The organism is Paenibacillus sp. sgz302164 (genome assembly GCF_056120505.1).
This window is the reverse complement of record NZ_JBVYOL010000006.1, coordinates 161,087-180,379: the sequence shown is the minus strand read 5'-3', so window position 1 is coordinate 180,379 and position 19,293 is coordinate 161,087. Positions and strand designations below refer to the sequence as shown.

Genomic DNA, 19,293 nt, shown 5'->3' with positions numbered 1-19,293 from the left:
CGAATTCAATCCGGCATTCAGCTGGAAGCGGGACCTCTTGTCAAGCTGGGGCTTTTCCACTGTGCGGAAGGGGATCATTTGCTGATGGTCATCCATCACGCGGTTGTCGACGGCGTTTCGTGGCGGATTATTATCGAAGATCTCGCAGCGGGCTACGATCAAGCCATTAACGGAGAGGCGATCCGCCTGCCGCAAAAGACGGATTCCTTCCAACTTTGGTCGGCAAAACTGCTCGACTATGCCAACAGCTTAGCCATCGAGAGCGAGCGGGCGTACTGGGAGGGGGTCAGCCAAACCGAGGCTGCTCCGCTGCCTAAAGACAAGGAATGTCCCGTTACGCTGCTCAAGGACAGCGAACTGCTGATTGTCGAGTGGAGCGAGCTGGAGACGGAGCAGCTCTTGAAGCCTGTTCATCGCGCGTACAACACGGATATGAACGATCTGCTGCTTACGGCGCTCGGTATGGCTGTTAAGGATTGGAGCGGAATCGGTCGCCTTCTGGTAAATCTGGAAGGACACGGAAGAGAATCGATTATGCCTGACATCGATATCGCCCGTACGGTCGGATGGTTTACGAGCATGTTCCCGGTTGTCATCGATGTGGCAGGCACCGGGCAGCTTTCGGAATCGATCAAGCAAGTCAAGGAAGGGCTGCGTCAAATTCCGCATAAGGGAATCGGCTACGGCATTTTGAAATATTTGAGCGGCCAAGGTTCCGCGCGCGAAGCCGGACTGTCCGCGAAACCGGAAATCAGCTTCAACTACATGGGGCAGTTCGATCAGGATTTCGCGCACAGCGGCCTGATGAAGTCGCCGTTCGCCGAGGGCGATCACGTTAGCGGCAATGCGTTTTTGGAGCATAACCTGGATATTAACGGCATTGTGACGGGCGGCGTCCTGCAAATCATCATTCGTTACAGCAAAGGACAATACGAAGCCGGGACGATGGAACGTTTTGCGCAATCGTTAAAAGCGAGCGTCCGGCAGCTGATCGAACACTGCTTGTCCAAAACGTCGGCAGAGCTGACCCCTAGCGACGTGTCGTTCAAAGGTCTGACGATCCAAGAGCTGGACAAGCTGCAAAAGCAAACGTCCCGCCTCGGTGAGGTCGAAAATGTATATGCGCTGACGCCGATGCAAAAAGGCATGCTGTTCCACAGTTTGATGGACCCGCAGCTTGGCGCGTATTTCGAACAGGCAACCTTTGATTTGTCCGGGAGTTTTGATGCCGAAGCTTTCCGGCAAAGCCTGGATATGCTGGTGCAAAGGCATGAAGCGCTGCGCACGAACGTTTATAGAGATTTCGCCGAAGAGCCGGTGCAGGTCGTTTTCCGCAGCCGCAAAGGAGCCCTTCATGTGGAAGACCTGCGCGGGCTGGAGGAAGCGGAGCTTCCCGCTTATTTGGAGGCGTTCGCCAAGAAAGACCGCGAGCTGGGCTTTAATTTGGAGCAGGACACGCTGATGCGGGTAGCGATACTGCGCACGGGCGAAGAGCGCTACAAATTCGTCTGGAGCTTCCATCATATGCTGATGGACGGCTGGTGCATGTCCTTGATGACGAAGGAAGTGTTTGACAGCTACTTTGCCATTTGCGGCGGCGCGAAGCTGCAGCTTCCGCCTGCGGTTTCTTACAGCCGGTATATCGAGTGGCTTGTCGAACAAGACCGCGACCAGGCGGCCGCGTATTGGAGCGAATATTTGCGGGATTGCGAAAGCCGCACGGCGCTGCCTGCCTCACTGCCTGTATCGGCTTCAGCGGAAGGCTACGAAGCGGCGAGACTCGATTTCAGTCTCGGACGCGAATTGACGGGCCGGATCGAACGGCTGGCGAGAGGGCAGCAGGTGACGGTCAATACGCTGATTCAAACCGTCTGGGGCATTGTTTTGCAGCGCTACAACCATCACCGGGATGTCGTGTTCGGCAGCGTCGTTGCCGGAAGACCTGCGGAGATTCCGGGCGTGGAAAGCATGATCGGCTTGTTTATCAATACGATTCCGGTGCGGATTCGCTCGGAGGCAGGCGAAGAACTGCCGGCGCTGCTCAGACGCGTTCAGGAGCAGGCGATTGCGTCCAACCGGTATGAAACGACGCCTTTGTATGAGATCCAGCATTTGTCCGAGCTGAAACAGGAGCTGATCGGCCATATCGTCGCGTTCGAAAACTATCCTGTCGAGCAGGAAGTCGAACAAGTCGGAAAAGATAGCGCACACCGCTTCTTCATCGCGAACGTGCAGTCGACCGAGCAAACGAATTATGACTTCAATCTGATCGTTATGCCTGGCGAAGACATTCTTATGCGGATATCCTATAACGCTTTGCGCTTTGACGAGGCGGATATTCAGCGGATTCGCGGCCATATCGCGCAGGCGATGGAGCAGATCGTCATCAATCCGAATGTCCGGGTGGATGAGCTGGAAGTCGTCACTCCGCAGGAGAAAGCGCAACTCGTGGGCGGGTTTAACCGTGCGCCATCGGCATATCCGCGCGAACGAACGCTTCATTCGTTGTTCGAGGAGCAGGCGCTCAGGCATCCGGACCGTACAGCCGTCGTTTTCGGCGCGGAACAGCTTACTTACGCCGAGCTGAACGCAAGAGCGAACCGCCTGGCCAGAACGCTGCGGGCGTCGGGCGTGCAGACGGAAGACTTCGTCGGTTTAATGACCGAACGGTCTTTGGAGATGATTGTCGGCATCCTCGCCGTTTTGAAGGCCGGAGCGGCATACGTCCCGATCGATCCCGAATACCCGGAAGAGCGGATCCGCTTCTTGCTGGAGGATTCCGGCGCCAAAGTGCTGCTGCTGCAATCCCGCTTGCTGGAACAAGCGGCGTTTGAAGGCAAGCTCGTTCTGCTCGACGACGCATCGTCCTATGAGGAGGACGGCACGAATCTGAATGCGGCCGATGACGCCGGCAGTCTGGCCTATGTCATCTACACGTCGGGTACGACGGGCAAGCCAAAAGGAAACTTGACCACGCACCGCAACATTGTTCGCGTCGTCAAGCAGACCAACTATATCGAAATCTCCGAAGAGGATATCGTGCTGCAGCTGTCCAGCTACGCGTTTGACGGTTCGACCTTTGACATCTTCGGCGCATTGCTTAACGGCGCGAAGCTTGTGCTCGTTTCCAAAGAACATTTCCTGGAAATGGAAAAGCTTTCGGATTTGATCGAACACGAGCAAATATCGGTCATGTTCATCACGACGGCGCTGTTTAACGTCTTGGTAGACGTGAATATTCAAGCGCTGCGGACGGTTCGCAAAGTGCTGTTCGGCGGCGAACGGGCATCCGTCAATCACGTGCGCAAAGCGCTGGACTTCCTCGGCGCAGGCAAATTGCTCCACGTGTACGGACCGACCGAAACGACCGTATTCGCAACGTTTTATCCGGTAGACCATGTTAACGAGCATGCATTGAGCCTGCCGATCGGCAAACCGATCAGCCACACCTCCGCTTATATCGTCAGCCCGGGCGGCACACTGTGCCCTGTCGGGGCAGCGGGCGAGCTGCTCATTGCCGGCGACGGCGTGGCCAGAGGGTATTTGAACCGGCCTGACGTGACGGCCGACAAGTTCATAGACAACCCGTTCGTTCCCGGCGAGCGGATGTACCGGACGGGCGACCTTGCAAAATGGCTGCCTGACGGCAGTATCGATTTTGTGGGACGGATTGACGCTCAGGTGAAAATTCGCGGCTACAGGATCGAACTCGGCGAAATAGAAGCGCGGCTGTTAAATATAGCGGCAGTTCAAGACGCTATTGTTCTCGCGAGGGAAGATGCAGGCGGACAAAAATACATCTGCGCTTACTTCGTGGCCGATAGCGAGCTGGGTGCCGGCGAGCTGCGCAATGAAATGGCCAAAGATTTGCCGGCTTACATGGTACCGGCGCATTTCGTGCGGATGGACGAATTCCCGCTCACCGTCAACGGCAAAGTAGACCGCAAAGCGCTGCCGGCCCCCGAAGAAGGGCTGGAAGGCGGAGCGGACTACGCGGCACCGCGTACGGCTGAGGAGCAAACGCTGGCCGCTGTATGGCAATCCGTTCTCGGACTCAAACAGATTGGCATTCATGATAATTTCTTCCATCTCGGCGGGGATTCGATCAAATCGATCCAAGTATCCTCGCGCCTGCTGCAGGCCGGCTACAAGCTGCAAATCAAAGACCTGTTCCAGCATCCGACCATTGCGGAGCTCGGCCACCTGGTTGCCCGCGCCGGAAGCGACGTCTTCCAGGGGGATGCGGCAGGCCGTGTCGAGCTGACGCCGATCCTGCGCTGGTTCTTTGAGCAAGAGCAGGCGGAGCCGCACCATTTCAACCAGGCCGTCATGCTTTACCGGGAAGCGGGCTTTGAAGAAACGGCGCTGCACCGGTCGATCGCGAAGATCGTGGAGCACCACGATGCGCTGAGGCTCGTTTTCCGCAGCGCGGATCAAGGCATCGAGGCTTGGAACCGCAGCTCGGCGGACGGCGAACTGTACACGCTGGACGTATTCGACTGCAGAACGGATGCGGATTGCGCTTCCTTTATAGAAGCTCGGGCGAGCGAGATCCAGAGGGGCATGAACCTTGCTTCGGGGCCGCTCGTGAGGCTCGGACTGTTCCAATGCGCGGACGGCGACCATTTGCTCATAGCCATTCACCATCTGGCTGTGGACGGCGTGTCTTGGCGGATCTTGTTCGAGGATTTGGCCGCAGGCTACGAGCAAGCCGAGCAAGGGCAGGAGATACGTCTGCCGGCCAAGACGGAATCGTTCCAAACATGGGCGAAGCGGTTGAACGAATATGCGGGCAGTCAGGCTATAGAAGAAGAGTTCGCCTATTGGCGGCAAACAGGCGCCGCTGCGCCGCACGATACGCTGCCGAAAGACACGGCTAACCCCGGCGCTCTCGAGGTTCGCGACACCGGACTCCTGGCCGTTCAGTGGACGGAAGAGGAAACGAGACAGCTGCTGCAACAAGCGAATCGCGCCTACAAGACGGAAATCAACGACTTGCTGCTGACCGCGCTCGGCATGGCGATTCGCGAATGGACGGGAATGGAACGCATCTATGTGAATCTGGAAGGCCATGGCCGCGAAGATGTGACCGGCGTCACCGATATTTCGCGGACGGTCGGATGGTTTACGAGCCAATTCCCGATCGTGCTGGATTTGGGCGAAGGCAGAACCGAAGCGCAGCATATCAAAACGGTCAAAGAGAGCCTGCGCCGCATTCCGAACAAAGGCATCGGCTACGGCATCATCCGCTATTTGTCCGCTTCCGAAGACAAGCCGGCCCTCCTGCAGGAACCGGAAATCAGCTTCAACTACCTGGGCCAGTTCGATCAGGATTTGCAGCACAGCGGCATGAAATTTTCGCCGTATTCCATCGGTTCCGTCGTCAGCGAGCGGACCAAAGTACAGCATCAGCTCGACGTCAGCGGCATGATCAGCGGCGGCGTTCTGGAGCTTGAGATCAGATATAACGGCCTTGCCTATCACAGGCAAACCATGGAGCGGTTCGCAGGTCTGCTGCAGGAAAGCTTGCGCCAAGTATTGACGCATTGCGTATCAAAGGAATATCCGAGCCTGACGCCGAGCGATGTGCTGCTCAAAGGCATCGAGCAGTACCAACTGGAGCAGATTGAAGACCAGACGCGGGCGATCGGCGAGATCGAAACCGTGTACGCGCTCACGCCGCTGCAAAAAGGGATGCTGTTCCACAGCATGATGGAGCCGCTGTCCGGCGCCTATTTTGAGCAGGCGACCTTTGATCTGGAAGGCGTCTTCCAAGTGGAAGCGTTCAGGAAAAGTTTGGATTTGCTCGTGCAAAGACACGCGATTTTGCGCTCCAATTTCTATGCAGGTCTTGGAGAGCAGCCGTTCCAGGTTGTATTCCGCGATCGGGCGGCCGGCTTCGCGTATGAGGATTTGCGCGCCATGGAGCGGTCCGAGCGGTTCGCTTATGCGGAAGCTTTTGCCGCCAGGGATAAGGAACGCGGCTTCGATTTGGGCGGAGAAGCGCTGATGCGCGTTGCGATTTTGCAAATCGACGATCGGGCGTACCGGTTCATATGGAGCTTCCATCATATTTTGATGGACGGCTGGTGCTTGTCGCTGATGACAGGGGAAGTATTCGGCAGCTATTTTGAATTTGCCGCTCAAAAGCAGCCTTCGCTGCCTCCGGTAACGCCATTCAGCACTTATGTGCAGTGGCTGGAGAGCCGGAACGCCGAAGAGGCTTCCCACTATTGGTCCGCCTATTTGTCCGGCTACGAGCAGCAAACGCTGCTGCCGAAATCGAATGTGTCTGGCGAGGAACGGCCTTACGCCGCCGAGAAACTGGTTTGCATGCTCGGCGCGGAGCTGACCGACAGCCTGAACGAGACGGCGAAACAGCAGCAGGTCACCATCAATACGCTGATGCAGACGGCTTGGGCGATTGCACTGCAAAATTACAACAACAGCAATGACGTTGTGTTCGGCAGCGTCGTATCGGGACGCCCGGCCGAGATTCAAGGCGTAGAGAACATGATCGGCCTGTTCATCAATACGATTCCGGTCCGCATGCAGAGCGAGCCCGGCGAAACGGCCGCAGGCGTCATGCAGCGCATGCAGAAGCAGGCGCTGGAATCAAGCGCGTTCGATACGCATCCGTTGTTTGAGATTCAAGGCTTGACGAGCCAAAAGCAGGATTTGATCTGTCATTTGATGATCTTTGAAAATTATCCGGTGGAGCAGCAGGTGGAACAGCTTGGAGGCGGAAGCAAGGACGGCGGCTTTGCCATTAGGAACGCAGCTTTGTCCGAGCAAACGACTTACGATTTCAACCTGATCGTCATGCCGGGACGGGAGATTCGCGTCGATTTCGAATATAACGCGAGCGTGTACGATGCGCACGTCATCGAGCGGATACGATCGCACTATGTTCATCTTCTGGAGCAGCTTGCAGCGAACCCGTACGCAAAAGTGAACGAACTGGAGCTGATCGCTCCGGCGGAAAAAACGCTGATCATGCAGCAGTTCAACGACACGGCGGCGGCGTATCCGAACGATACGACGATCCACGCGATGTTCGAGGAGCACGCTGTGCGTACGCCGGAGAAGATCGCGGTGCGTTTCGAAGACGCCGTGATGACTTACGGCGAGCTGGACGAGCGGGCGAACCGGCTGGCCCGCAAGCTGCGCGCCGCAGGTGTGAGGCCGGACGGCAAGGTCGGCATCCTGGCCGAGCGGTCGATGGAGATGATCGTCGGCATCTACGCGATTCTGAAAGCCGGAGGCGCCTACGTGCCGATCGACCCCGAGTATCCCGAGGAGCGGATTCGCTACATCCTCGAAGATTCCGGCGCACAGGTGCTGCTCAGCCAGCGGCATGTGCTCGATCGTCTGCCGGCCATCGCTGCGGAAGCGGCCGGGCTGATCGATCTGAACGACAGCGGCGCGTACACGCACGACGGCTCGCCTCTGGAGCCGCTCGCCGGGCCTCGCGACGTTGCTTATGTAATCTACACGTCGGGTTCGACGGGCAAGCCGAAGGGCGTTATGATCGAGCACCACTCGGTCATCAACCGGATTTTGTGGATGCATGAGCGGTATCCGATCGGCGAGAGCGACGTTATTTTGCAAAAAACGGCGTTCACGTTCGACGTGTCGGTGTGGGAGCTGTTCTGGTGGGCGATGGTCGGCTCCAGCATGTGCTTGCTGTCCGTCGGGGGCGAGAAGAGCCCCGAGCGGATTTTGGAAACGATCGAGCGCAGCGGCGTGACGACGATGCACTTCGTGCCTGCGATGCTGCACGCGTTCCTCGATTACGCGGAACAGCAGCCGGGAGCGAAGCTGGCCGGGCAGTTGGGAACGCTGCGCCAAGTATTCGCCAGCGGCGAAGCATTGCCGCCGCAGCACGTGACCCGGTTCCAGCAGGCGGTAGCGTGGGTGAACCGCGCGCGGCTGATCAACCTGTACGGACCGACGGAAGCGACGGTGGACGTGTCGTACTTCGACTGCGAGCCGGATGTGCATTATCCGGTCATCCCGATCGGCAAGCCGATCCACAATACGCGGCTGTACATCGTGAAAGAAGGCACGCTGCAATTGCAGCCTGTGGGTGTGGCCGGGGAGCTGTGCATCGGCGGCGTCGGCGTGGCGCGGGGCTACCTGAACCGTGCGGAGCTGACGGCGGAGAAATTCGTGGCCGATCCGTTCGCGGACGGGGGCCGGATGTACCGGACCGGGGACTTGGCGCGCTGGCTGCCGGACGGCAATATCGAATACCTGGGCCGGATCGACCACCAGGTAAAAATCCGCGGCTACCGGATCGAGCTGGGCGAAGTGGAGTCGCAGCTGCTGAACGTGGAGCACGTGGATGAAGCGGTCGTCGTCGCCCGTACGGACGGTCAAGGGCAAAAACAGCTGTGCGCTTACTTTGTCGCGGACCGAGAGCTGTCCGCCGACCGGCTTCGCGCAGCGTTGTCGCAGGAGCTGCCGGGCTACATGGTGCCGTCGTTCTTCGTGCAGCTTGCCAAGATGCCGCTCAGCCCGAACGGCAAAATCGACCGCAAACAGCTGCCGGAGCCGCATGCCGGCATCCGCAGCGGAGCGGAATACGCCGCACCGCGCACGCACGTGGAGCGGACGCTTTGCGCGATTTGGCAAACCGTTTTGGGCGTCGGTGCGGTAGGCATTTTAGACAATTTCTTCGATCTGGGCGGAGATTCGATTAAATCCATTCAAGTATCGTCCCGATTGCTGCAGGCGGGCTACAAGCTGGACATGAAGGACTTGTTCAAGTACCCGACCATAGCGGCTCTGGGCCCTTATATCAAGACGCTGACGCGCATTGCCGACCAAGGGGAAGTTACGGGCGCGGCCGAGCTAACGCCGGTGCAGCGCTGGTTCTTTGAGCATCATCAGACGGATGCGCACCATTTTAACCAATCGGTCATGCTGTACCGGCCGGAGCGGTTCCATGAAGGCGCGCTGCGCGCCGCCATGAAGAAAATTGCCGAGCATCACGACGCGCTGCGGATGGTGTTCCCGACGGACGGCGGCGTTCATGAGGCGCGATACCGGAGCGCAAGCGAGGGAGAGCTGTTCGAACTCGTTGTCGCCGATCTGCAGCACGAACCCGACTGCACAGCAATCGTCGAGTCCAAGTCGACCGACATTCAAGGTTCGATGAAGCTTGGCGAAGGACCGCTTTTGAAACTCGGATTGTTCCGCTGCACGGATGGCGACCACTTGCTGATCGCTGTGCACCATTTGGCCATAGACGCCGTATCCTGGCGCATTTTGTTCGAAGATCTCGCTGCGGCTTACGGGCAGTTCCTGCAAGGCGAAACGATTCGTCTGCCTCTTAAAACGGATTCGTTCCAAGCCTGGGCGCAGCGGCTTTCCAGCTATGCGGCAAGCGAGGCGCTGGAGCGTGAGCGGGCGTACTGGGAGCGGGTCGAACAGACGGTTTATAGTCCGCTGCCCAAAGATTTCGCGCACGAGCGGCCGCTTCAGCTCGACAGCGAACTGATTACGGTCGCATGGACGAAGCGGGAAACCGAGCTGCTGCTCAAAAAAGCCCACCGCGCTTACGGCACGGAAGTGAACGAGCTGCTGCTGACCGCAGTCGGCGGCGCCCTTTACGACTGGGCGGGCGTGGAGCAGGCCGTCATCAATCTGGAAGGACACGGACGGGAGGCGATCGTTCCGGATATCGACATTACCCGTACGGTCGGGTGGTTTACGAGCATATATCCGGTTGTGCTGACGTCTTTGCCGGACCGCAGCTTGTCCGGCCGGATCAAGCAGACGAAAGAGCAGCTGCGCGGCATTCCGCAAAAAGGGATCGGCTACGGCATTCTTCGGTATATGCCGGAAGCTGCCGCAAGCGGCGAAAGAAGCGGCTTCACGCTGAACCCTGAGATCAGCTTCAACTATTTGGGGCAGCTGGATCAGGACATGCAGGAGCAGGACATCCGCCTGTCGCCGTATGCCGGCGGAGAATCGTCGAGTGCGAACGCGGAGCTGCGCTATACGCTCGATTTGAACGGCATGATTGCGGATGGCGAGCTGCAGCTTACGATTCGTTACAGCGGCAAGCAATACCGCAAAGAGACGATGGAACGGCTGGCAGCGGCGCTGCAAAGCAATCTGCACGATGTGATTGAACACTGCGCCGCCCAAACAGAGCCGGAGCTGACGCCAAGCGATGTGTCGTACAAAGGGCTTTCCATCGAAGAGCTGGATAAGCTCGTGGCGCAAACCGCGTCCATCGGCCGGCTCGAGAACGTATACGCGCTCACGCCGATGCAAAAAGGCATTTTGTTCCACAGCATGATGGACCCGAACTCGGGCGCTTACTTCGAGCAGTCGTCGTTCGACCTGGAAGGCCGCTTCGATGTCGAAGCTTTTGCGAGAAGCTTTGATCTGCTCGTAACGCGCCATGAGGCGCTGCGGACAAGCTTCGTGACGGGCTGGAAGGCAGAGCCGGTGCAAATCGTGCTCCGCAACAAACCGGGCAAGCTTTTCTATGCGGATATTACGGACATGAGTCCGGCGGAGCGCGAGGCGTATATCGATCAATTCACAGCTGCGGACAAAGCGCAAGGGTTTGATCTCTATAGCGATTCTTTGCTCCGGGTGTCCATACTGCGCACGGAAGAACAGAAATACCGCTTCATTTGGAGCTTCCATCATATCGTGATGGACGGCTGGTGCCTCTCTTTGGTCGCCGAAGAAGTGTTCGAAGCGTATTTCGCGATTGTCGGCGGTCTGGAACCGAAGCTGTCCGAAGTACAGCCGTACAGTCAATATATCGAATGGCTGGAGCGGCAGGATCAAGGGGCGGCGGCAGCTTATTGGGAGCGGTATTTGGCCGGCTACGAGCAGCAGACTGTCGTGCCGAGCGGCAAGCCGCAGCAGCTGAAAAGCGCAGGCTACGTATCGGAGCGAATGGATGTCGAGCTGGGCGCAGAGCTGACGGAAAGCATCCATCGGGCTGCGAAAACGCATCAAGTAACCGTCAATACGCTCGTTCAAGCGGTCTGGGGCATTTTGCTTCAGCGCTATAACGGCAGCGATGACGCTGTATTCGGCAGCGTCGTGTCGGGCCGTCCCGAAGAACTGCCGGGAGTCGAGCGCATGATCGGATTGTTTATCAATACGATTCCGGTCCGCGTCCGCTGCGGGGCGGAAGAAACTTTTGCCGAAGTCATGCGGAAGACGCAGGAGCAATCCATCACCTCCCACGAATTCGATACGTACCCGCTCTATGAGATTCAGGGGCGCACGGAGCAAAAGCAGGAGCTTATCCAGCATATTCTGATCTTTGAAAACTACCCGGTGGAAGAGCAAATCGAACAGCTTGACGGCGGCGGCCGCAGCGAAATCGCCATGAAAGGCGTGCAGACGGTCGAGCAAACGAACTATCCGTTCAACCTTGTCGTGCTGCCCGGAGATTCGATGAAAATATACGTCGGATACAACGCGTTGGTGTTCGATAAGGAAGCCGTTGCGCGGATTCAGGGCCATTTGATCAACCTGCTCAAACAGGTGGCGGCGAATCCCGATATCCGCGTCCATGAGCTGGAAGTCGTCACCGCCGAAGAGAAGGCGCAAATTTCCGACGATTTCAACGCTACAGCCGTCCCTTCGCCGCTCGACAAGACGATTCATCAGCTGCTGGAAGAGCAGGCGGAACGGACGCCGGATCAAACTGCGGTGTTCTTCGAAGACAGCAAGCTGACCTACATGCAATTGAACGAGCGGGCCAACCGGCTGGCGCGGACGCTGCGCAGCATGGGGGTCGGACCGAATGTGCTGGTCGGGCTGATGGCGGAGCGTTCGCTGGAGATGATCGTCGGCGTGTTCGCTATCTTGAAAGCGGGCGGCGCGTACGTTCCGATCGATCCGGAGTATCCGAAAGACCGCATTCGCTACATGCTGGAAGATTCAGGGGCCCAATTGCTGCTGACGCAGGGCCGTCTGAGCGGGCAGGCCGCCGTTAGCCAAGCCGCCGTTGTCGAACTGGACGACCGTCTGGCGTACAGTGACGACGGAGCGAATCTGGCTCCGGTCGTCACTGCGGACGATCTCGCTTATGTCATTTACACGTCGGGCACGACGGGTAAGCCGAAGGGAGTGCTGGTCGAGCATCGCGGACTGGCTAACCTGAAAGCTTACTATGACCGTACCCTCCGTATCGGAACGAACGACCGCGCCCTGCTGTTTGCGAGTCTTTCCTTCGACGCCGCATGCTGGGATATGTTCCAGGCGCTCTTCTGCGGAGCGGCCTTGTACGTGCCGACGTCCGAGACGATACTGAACTATCAATTGTTTGAGCGCTATATGGTCGAAAATGCCATCACGATAGCCGCATTGCCGCCGACTTACGCGGTTTATCTGGAGCCGGACAGCATGCCGGATCTCCGCATCCTGTTCACGGCGGGTTCGGCGACATCAGGTGAGCTGATCCAGAAATGGAAAGACAAGCTGGATTATTATAACGGCTACGGACCTACCGAAAACTCGGTGGCGACCTCCATCTGGCCGGTTTCGTCCGACCCCGATGCGGGAAGCCTGATTTCGATCGGCCGTCCGATGCCGAACCATCATGTCTACATCGTCGATCCGTACGGGCAGCTGCTGCCGGTCGGCGTGCCGGGCGAGCTGTGCGCAGCCGGACCGGGCCTTGCCCGCGGCTATCTGGGCCGTCCGGAGCTGACGGACGAAAAATTCGTGATCAGCCGGTTCAGCGGCGAGCGGATGTACCGCACAGGCGATCTTGCCCGCTGGATGCCGGACGGCCGCATCGAATACATGGGCCGGATCGACCATCAAGTGAAGATCCGCGGCTACCGCATCGAACTCGGCGAAGTCGAAGCGCAAATTTTGCGGATTGACGATGTACAGGAAGTCATCGTCATTGCGCGGGAAGACGCTGCCGGAGTCAATCAGCTGTGCGCCTATTACGTAGCGAGCCGCAAACTCGCCGTCAGCGAGCTGCGCAGCGTGCTCGGCGCGGCGCTTCCGGGCTACATGGTGCCGTCCTATTTCACGCAGCTGGAGCAGATGCCGCTGACGCCGAACGATAAAATCGACCGCAAAGCGCTGCCTGCGCCGGACGGCGGCAATCAGGCGGAGTCGGCTTATGCGGCGCCGCGTACAGCGGCCGAGCAGGTGCTCGCAGCCATTTGGCAGAGCGTTCTGGGCGCGAGAAGCGTCGGCATTCACGATAACTTCTTCGAGCTCGGCGGCGATTCCATCAAGTCCATTCAAGTCGCCTCCAGGCTGCTGCAGGAAGGCTACAAGCTGGACATGAAAGATCTGTTCGCTTACCCGACGATTGCGGAAGTCGGCCCTTATCTGCAAGCGGCCGGCCATGCGGCGGATCAGGGCGAAGTGACCGGAGCGGTGGGGCTGACGCCGATCCAGATGTGGTTCATGGAGCAGCAATTTGCGGCTCCGCACCACTTTAATCAGGCCGTGATGCTCCATAGGCCGCAAGGATTCGACGAACCGGCGCTGCGCCGCGCGGTTTCCAAAATCGCAGAGCATCATGACGCGCTGCGCATGATCTACCGCTTGGACGATCAGGAAAGCGAAGCGTGGGGCCGGGCTGCCCACGAGGGCGACATGTACCATCTGGAAACGCACGATCTCAGAGATCAGCCGCAGGCGGCGGAAGCTGTCGAAGCGATCGCGAACAGGCTGCAAAGCTCGATCGATCTTGGGGCAGGACCGCTGATGAAGCTGGGCTTGTTCCGGTGCGCGGACGGCGATCATCTTTTGATCGCGATTCATCACATGGCCGTAGACGGCGTGTCCTGGCGCATCCTGTTCGAAGATCTTCAGGCCGCATACGAGCAGGCGGCGAGAGGCGAGTCCATTCGTCTACCGCGCAAAACGGATTCGTTCCGCACCTGGGTGCAAACGCTCAAGCAGGAAGCCGGCAGTACCGCGGCGGAGAGCGAGCTGGCGTTCTGGCAGCAGGTCGATCGGGCGGAAGTCAAGCCGCTGCCCAAAGATTTGGCGCAAACAAGCAGGGTGGCGATCGGCGATAGCGATACGGTCAGCGTGGAATGGACGGATGCGGAAACCGAACTTCTTTTGAAACAGGCTCATCGGGCCTATAACACGGAAATGAACGATCTGCTTCTGACTGCGCTTGGCATGGCTTTGCATGCATGGACAGGCTGCGGGCAGGCGCTGGTCAGTCTGGAAGGTCACGGCCGCGAAGCCGTCCGTCCGGATATCGATATCAGCCGTACGGTGGGCTGGTTTACGACGCAGTATCCGGTGCTTCTCCGTACGGAGCCCGGCGGCGATTTGGCGCAGCGGATCAAGCGGGTCAAAGAAGACCTCCGCAGCATTCCGCGCAAAGGGATCGGATACGGGATGCTGAGGTATTTGTCCGGATTGTCCGAAAGCGAACAGCTCCGCGCCGAGCCGGAGATCAGCTTCAACTATTTGGGCCAATTCGACCAAGAGCTGCAGGATGGCGGGATTACGCCTTCTGCGCTTGCGACAGGACTTTCCGTCAGCGGCAGCAACGTGATGAACCACGCGCTGAGCATCAACGGCATCGTCGCGGACGGCAGGCTGACGCTTACGCTTCTGTACAGCGGCAAAACATTTTTGCGGGCGACGATAGAACGACTGGCCGGGCTGCTGCGCGCAAGCTTGCAGGAAATTATTGAACACTGCGCCGCCAAGCAGTCGCCGGAATTGACGCCAAGCGACATTATGCTGAAAGGGCTGAGCATTGGCGAACTGGACCGGCTGCGCGAAGGGACTTCGCACATCGGCGAGCTGGAAAATGTGTACCCGCTCACCCCGATGCAGAAAGGGATGTACTTCCACAGCGTGATGGACCCGCAGTCCGGCGCCTATTTCGAGCAAGCGACGTTCGATTTGACGGGAAGCTTTGACATCGCAGCCTTCGGCCAAAGCCTGGAGCTGCTGACGCAGCGGCACGCGGTTCTGCGCACGGGCATTAGCCAGGCGTGGGATGAAGAGCCGATGCAAATGGTGTACCGGAATAAACGCGGCGAGTACCGCTATGAAGATTTGCGCGGTCTGAGCGAGTCGGAGCAGAACGCTTATATCGCGGAATTTACGGCGAAGGATAAGCTTCGCGGGTTTGACCTCGCGGCGGATTCGCTCATGCGCGTAGCGGTTCTGCATACGGGCGAGAAAGCATACTCGTTCATCTGGAGTTTCCATCACATCATTATGGACGGCTGGTGCTTGTCCCTGATCAACAACGAGGTGTTCGGCACGTACCTTGCGATCCTTGAAAACCGTCAGCCGGAGCTTGCCGCAGTTACGCCGTACAGCCGTTATATCGAATGGCTGGACAAACAGGACAGCGTCCTTGCGGCGGATTACTGGAAGCAGTATTTATCCGGGTTCGAGCAGCAAACGGAAATTCCGTACCGTCTTGGCGCCGGAAAACCGGCGGGCTATGCGGGCGAGAAGCTTACCAGCGTGCTCGGCAAACAATTGAGCGGCAAGCTGAATCGCATCGCGAAGCAGCATCATGTTACGTTCAGCACGCTGATGCAAACGATTTGGGGCATCGCACTGCAAAGGTACAACAACTGTACGGATGTCGTTTACGGAAGCGTCGTTTCGGGAAGACCTGCGGAAATACCGGGCATCGAGAGCATGATCGGGCTGTTCATCAATACGATTCCGGTGCGAATCGCATGTACCGGAGAAGAACGGTTCGCGCAGCTGTTGGAACGGAACCAGGAGAAGGCGATCGCCTCCCAAGCTTTCGATACGCATCCGCTCTATGAAATTCAGGCGCAAACCGTGCAAAAGCAAGATTTGATCAGCCACATTCTCATCTTTGAAAATTACCCGCTTGAGCGGCAAATCGAGCAGCTTGGCGAGAAAGACGGCAATTCGTTCGAAATCTTGAACGCGGAAATGTCCGAGCAGACGAACTACGACTTTACGCTGACGGTTATGCCGGGCGACGAAACGATCATCGACTTCGGTTTCAATGCGCTTGTCTATGATCGCGACGGGGTGGAGCAGATCCAGCATCACTTGCTCCAGCTCATGGAACAAATTGCAGATAATCCGTACGCAAAAGTGAACGAACTGGAGCTGATCACTCCGGCGGAAAAAACGCTGATCATGCAGCAGTTCAACGACACGGCGGCGGTGTATCCGAGCTTTGCGACGATCCACGCGCTGTTCGAGGAGCACGCTGCGCGTACGCCGGATAAAACGGCGGTGCGTTTCGAAGACGCCGTGATGACTTACGGCGAGCTGGACGAGCGGGCGAACCGGCTGGCCCGCACGCTGCGCGCCGCAGGCGTTGGGCCGGACGGCAAGGTCGGTATCCTGGCCGAGCGCTCGATGGAGATGATCGTCGGCATCTACGCGATTCTGAAAGCCGGAGGCGCCTACGTGCCGATCGACCCCGAGTATCCCGAGGAGCGGATTCGCTACATCCTCGAAGATTCCGGCGCACAAGTGCTGCTGAGCCAGCGGCATGTGCTCGATCGTCTGCCGGCCATCGCTGCGGAAGCGGCCGGGCTGATCGATCTGAACGACAGCGGCGCGTACACGCACGACGGCTCGCCTCTGGAGCCGCTCGCCGGACCTCGCGACGTCGCTTATGTGATCTACACGTCGGGTTCGACGGGCAAGCCGAAGGGCGTTATGATCGAGCACCACTCGGTCATCAACCGGATTTTGTGGATGCATGAGCGGTATCCGATCGGCGAGAGCGATGTCATTTTGCAAAAAACGGCGTTCACGTTCGACGTGTCGGTGTGGGAGCTGTTCTGGTGGGCGATGGTCGGCTCCAGCATGTGCTTGCTATCCGTCGGGGGCGAGAAGAGCCCCGAGCGGATTTTGGAAACGATCGAGCGCAGCGGCGTGACGACGATGCACTTCGTGCCTGCGATGCTGCACGCGTTCCTCGATTACGCGGAACAGCAGCCGGGAGCGAAGCTGGCCGGGCAGCTGGGCACGCTGCGCCAGGTATTCGCCAGCGGCGAAGCATTGCCGCCGCAGCATGTGGCCCGGTTCCAGCAGACGGTGGCGTGGGTGAACCGCGCGCGGCTGATCAACCTGTACGGACCGACGGAAGCGACGGTGGATGTATCGTACTTCGACTGCGAGCCGGATGTCCGTTATCCGGTCATTCCGATCGGCAAGCCGATCCACAATACGCGGCTGTACATCGTGAAGGAAGGCACGCTGCAATTGCAGCCTGTCGGCGTGGCCGGGGAGCTGTGCATCGGCGGCGTCGGCGTGGCGCGGGGGTACCTGAACCGTGTGGAGCTGACGGCGGAGAAGTTCGTGGCCGATCCGTTCGCGGACGGGGGGCGGATGTACCGGACCGGGGACTTGGCGCGCTGGCTGCCGGACGGCAACATCGAATACCTGGGACGGATCGACCACCAGGTAAAAATCCGCGGCTACCGGATCGAGCTGGGCGAAGTGGAGTCGCAGCTGCTGAACGTGGAGCGCGTGAATGAAGCGGTCGTCGTCGCCCGCGCGGACGAGAGCGGCCAAAAGCTGCTGTGCGCGTACTACGTGGCGGAGACGGAGCTGCCTGCCAGCGAGCTGCGCAGCAGGCTGGCGGAGACGCTGCCGGCCTACATGGTGCCGACTTATTTGATCCAGTTGGAGCGGATGCCGCTCAGCCCGAACGGCAAAATCGACCGCAAGGCGCTGCCTGCTCCGGAAGCGAGCGTACGGTCGGAGTCGGATTACGCGGCACCGCGCACGCAGACGGAAATAAAGCTCGCGCACATTTGGCGGGAAGTTTTGGGCCTTGAACGCGTCGGCGTGAAAGACAACTTCTTTGAGATCGGCGGCCATTCCTTGCGGGCGACGACGATGATGGCCCGCGCGCAAAAAGAACTCGGGGCGCATGTGCCTTTGCGTGGCGTATTCGAACGCCCGACGATTGAGCAACTGGCCGTTCTGTTTGAAGAAGCGGCACCGGCTGTTCAAGCGGCTATCGTCCCTGCGGACATCAGCGAGTATTATCCGCTGACGTCGGCCCAGAAGCGCCTGTACATTTTAAGCCAACTGGATGGCGCCGACATCAGCTACAATATGCCGAATGTCCTTACGGTTGAAGGCCCGCTTGACAAGCAGCGGGTGGAAGAGGCGTTCCGCCGGTTAATCCGCCGTCATGAGTCGCTGCGCACCGGGTTTGAAATGGTGAACGGGGAGCCGATGCAGCGCATTTACGATGAGGTGGATTTTGCGGTGGAGGTTGTCCGGGCAAGCGAAGAGGAAGCCGAATCCATCATGCATCACTTCGTCCGCGCCTTCGATCTGAGCAAGCCGCCGCTTATGCGCGTAGAGCTGATTGAACTGGAAGCGAACCGTCACATCCTGCAGTTCGATATGCATCACATCGTTTCGGACGGAGCGTCGATGGGCATTTTGACGCAAGAATTCGTGAAATTGTACGGCGGCGAGGAACTGCCCGAGCTGCGCATCCAATATAAGGACTATGCGGTCTGGCAGCACAAAACGGAAGGACAGCAGCACGAACAGCTCGCTTTCTACTGGCTAGAAGCACTGTCCGGCGAGCTGCCCGAGCTGGATCTTCCGACCGATTATCCGCGTCCGGCGGTACGCAGCTTCGAAGGCGACCGCGTCGACTTTGAACTGGATGCGGAGCTGTCCAAAGCGTTGAATCAGTTGGCCGAAGCGAGCGGCGCCACCTTGTTCATGGTTTTGCTTGCGGTTTACAACGTTCTGCTGGCTTACTACAGCGGTCAGGAGGACGTGATCGTCGGCACGCCGGTCGCAGGAAGGCCGCTGCCCGAGCTGGAGCCGGTGATCGGGATGTTCGTTAATACACTGGCGATCAGGAACTATCCGGCGGAACACAAAACGTTTGCAGACTTCTTGCAGGAAGTCAAGGACCAGGCGCTAAACGCGTACGAGCACCAGCAGTATCCGTTTGAGGAGCTCGTAGAGCAGCTGGGCGCGAGCAGGAATGCCGGCCGCAATCCGCTGTTCGATACGATGCTGGTCATGCAGAACAACGAGCAGCAGGAATTGGACGTCGCATCGCTCCGCTTTGCTTCGCAGCAAATGGATTACAACATTGCGAAGTTCGACTTGACGCTATACGTGATGGAGGAAGCGGACAACATCGTCTGCAGTCTGGAATTTTGCACGAAGCTGTTCAGGGCGGCGACAGCCGGGAAATTTGCCGGCGACTTTACCGCGATGCTGAACATCGTCACGCAAACGCCGCATATCCGTTTAGGCGACATTGAGCTGACAGACGGCCCGAGCATGGAGCCGGTTGAGTACTCTTTTTAA

Annotated in this window: 1 protein-coding gene (running past one end of the window); it reads left to right on the top strand. The window is 58.5% G+C overall.

The genetic code is table 11. From position 1 onward, the window contains the following. A protein-coding gene (locus AC0LWT_RS11980) for a non-ribosomal peptide synthase/polyketide synthase (protein ID WP_474681480.1) crosses the window boundary here: on the top strand, positions 1-19,293 show its 3' portion. It extends 8,079 nt beyond the left edge of the window; the window shows 19,293 of its 27,372 coding nt (coding positions 8,080-27,372); its start codon lies off the left edge, out of view; the stop codon is at positions 19,291-19,293.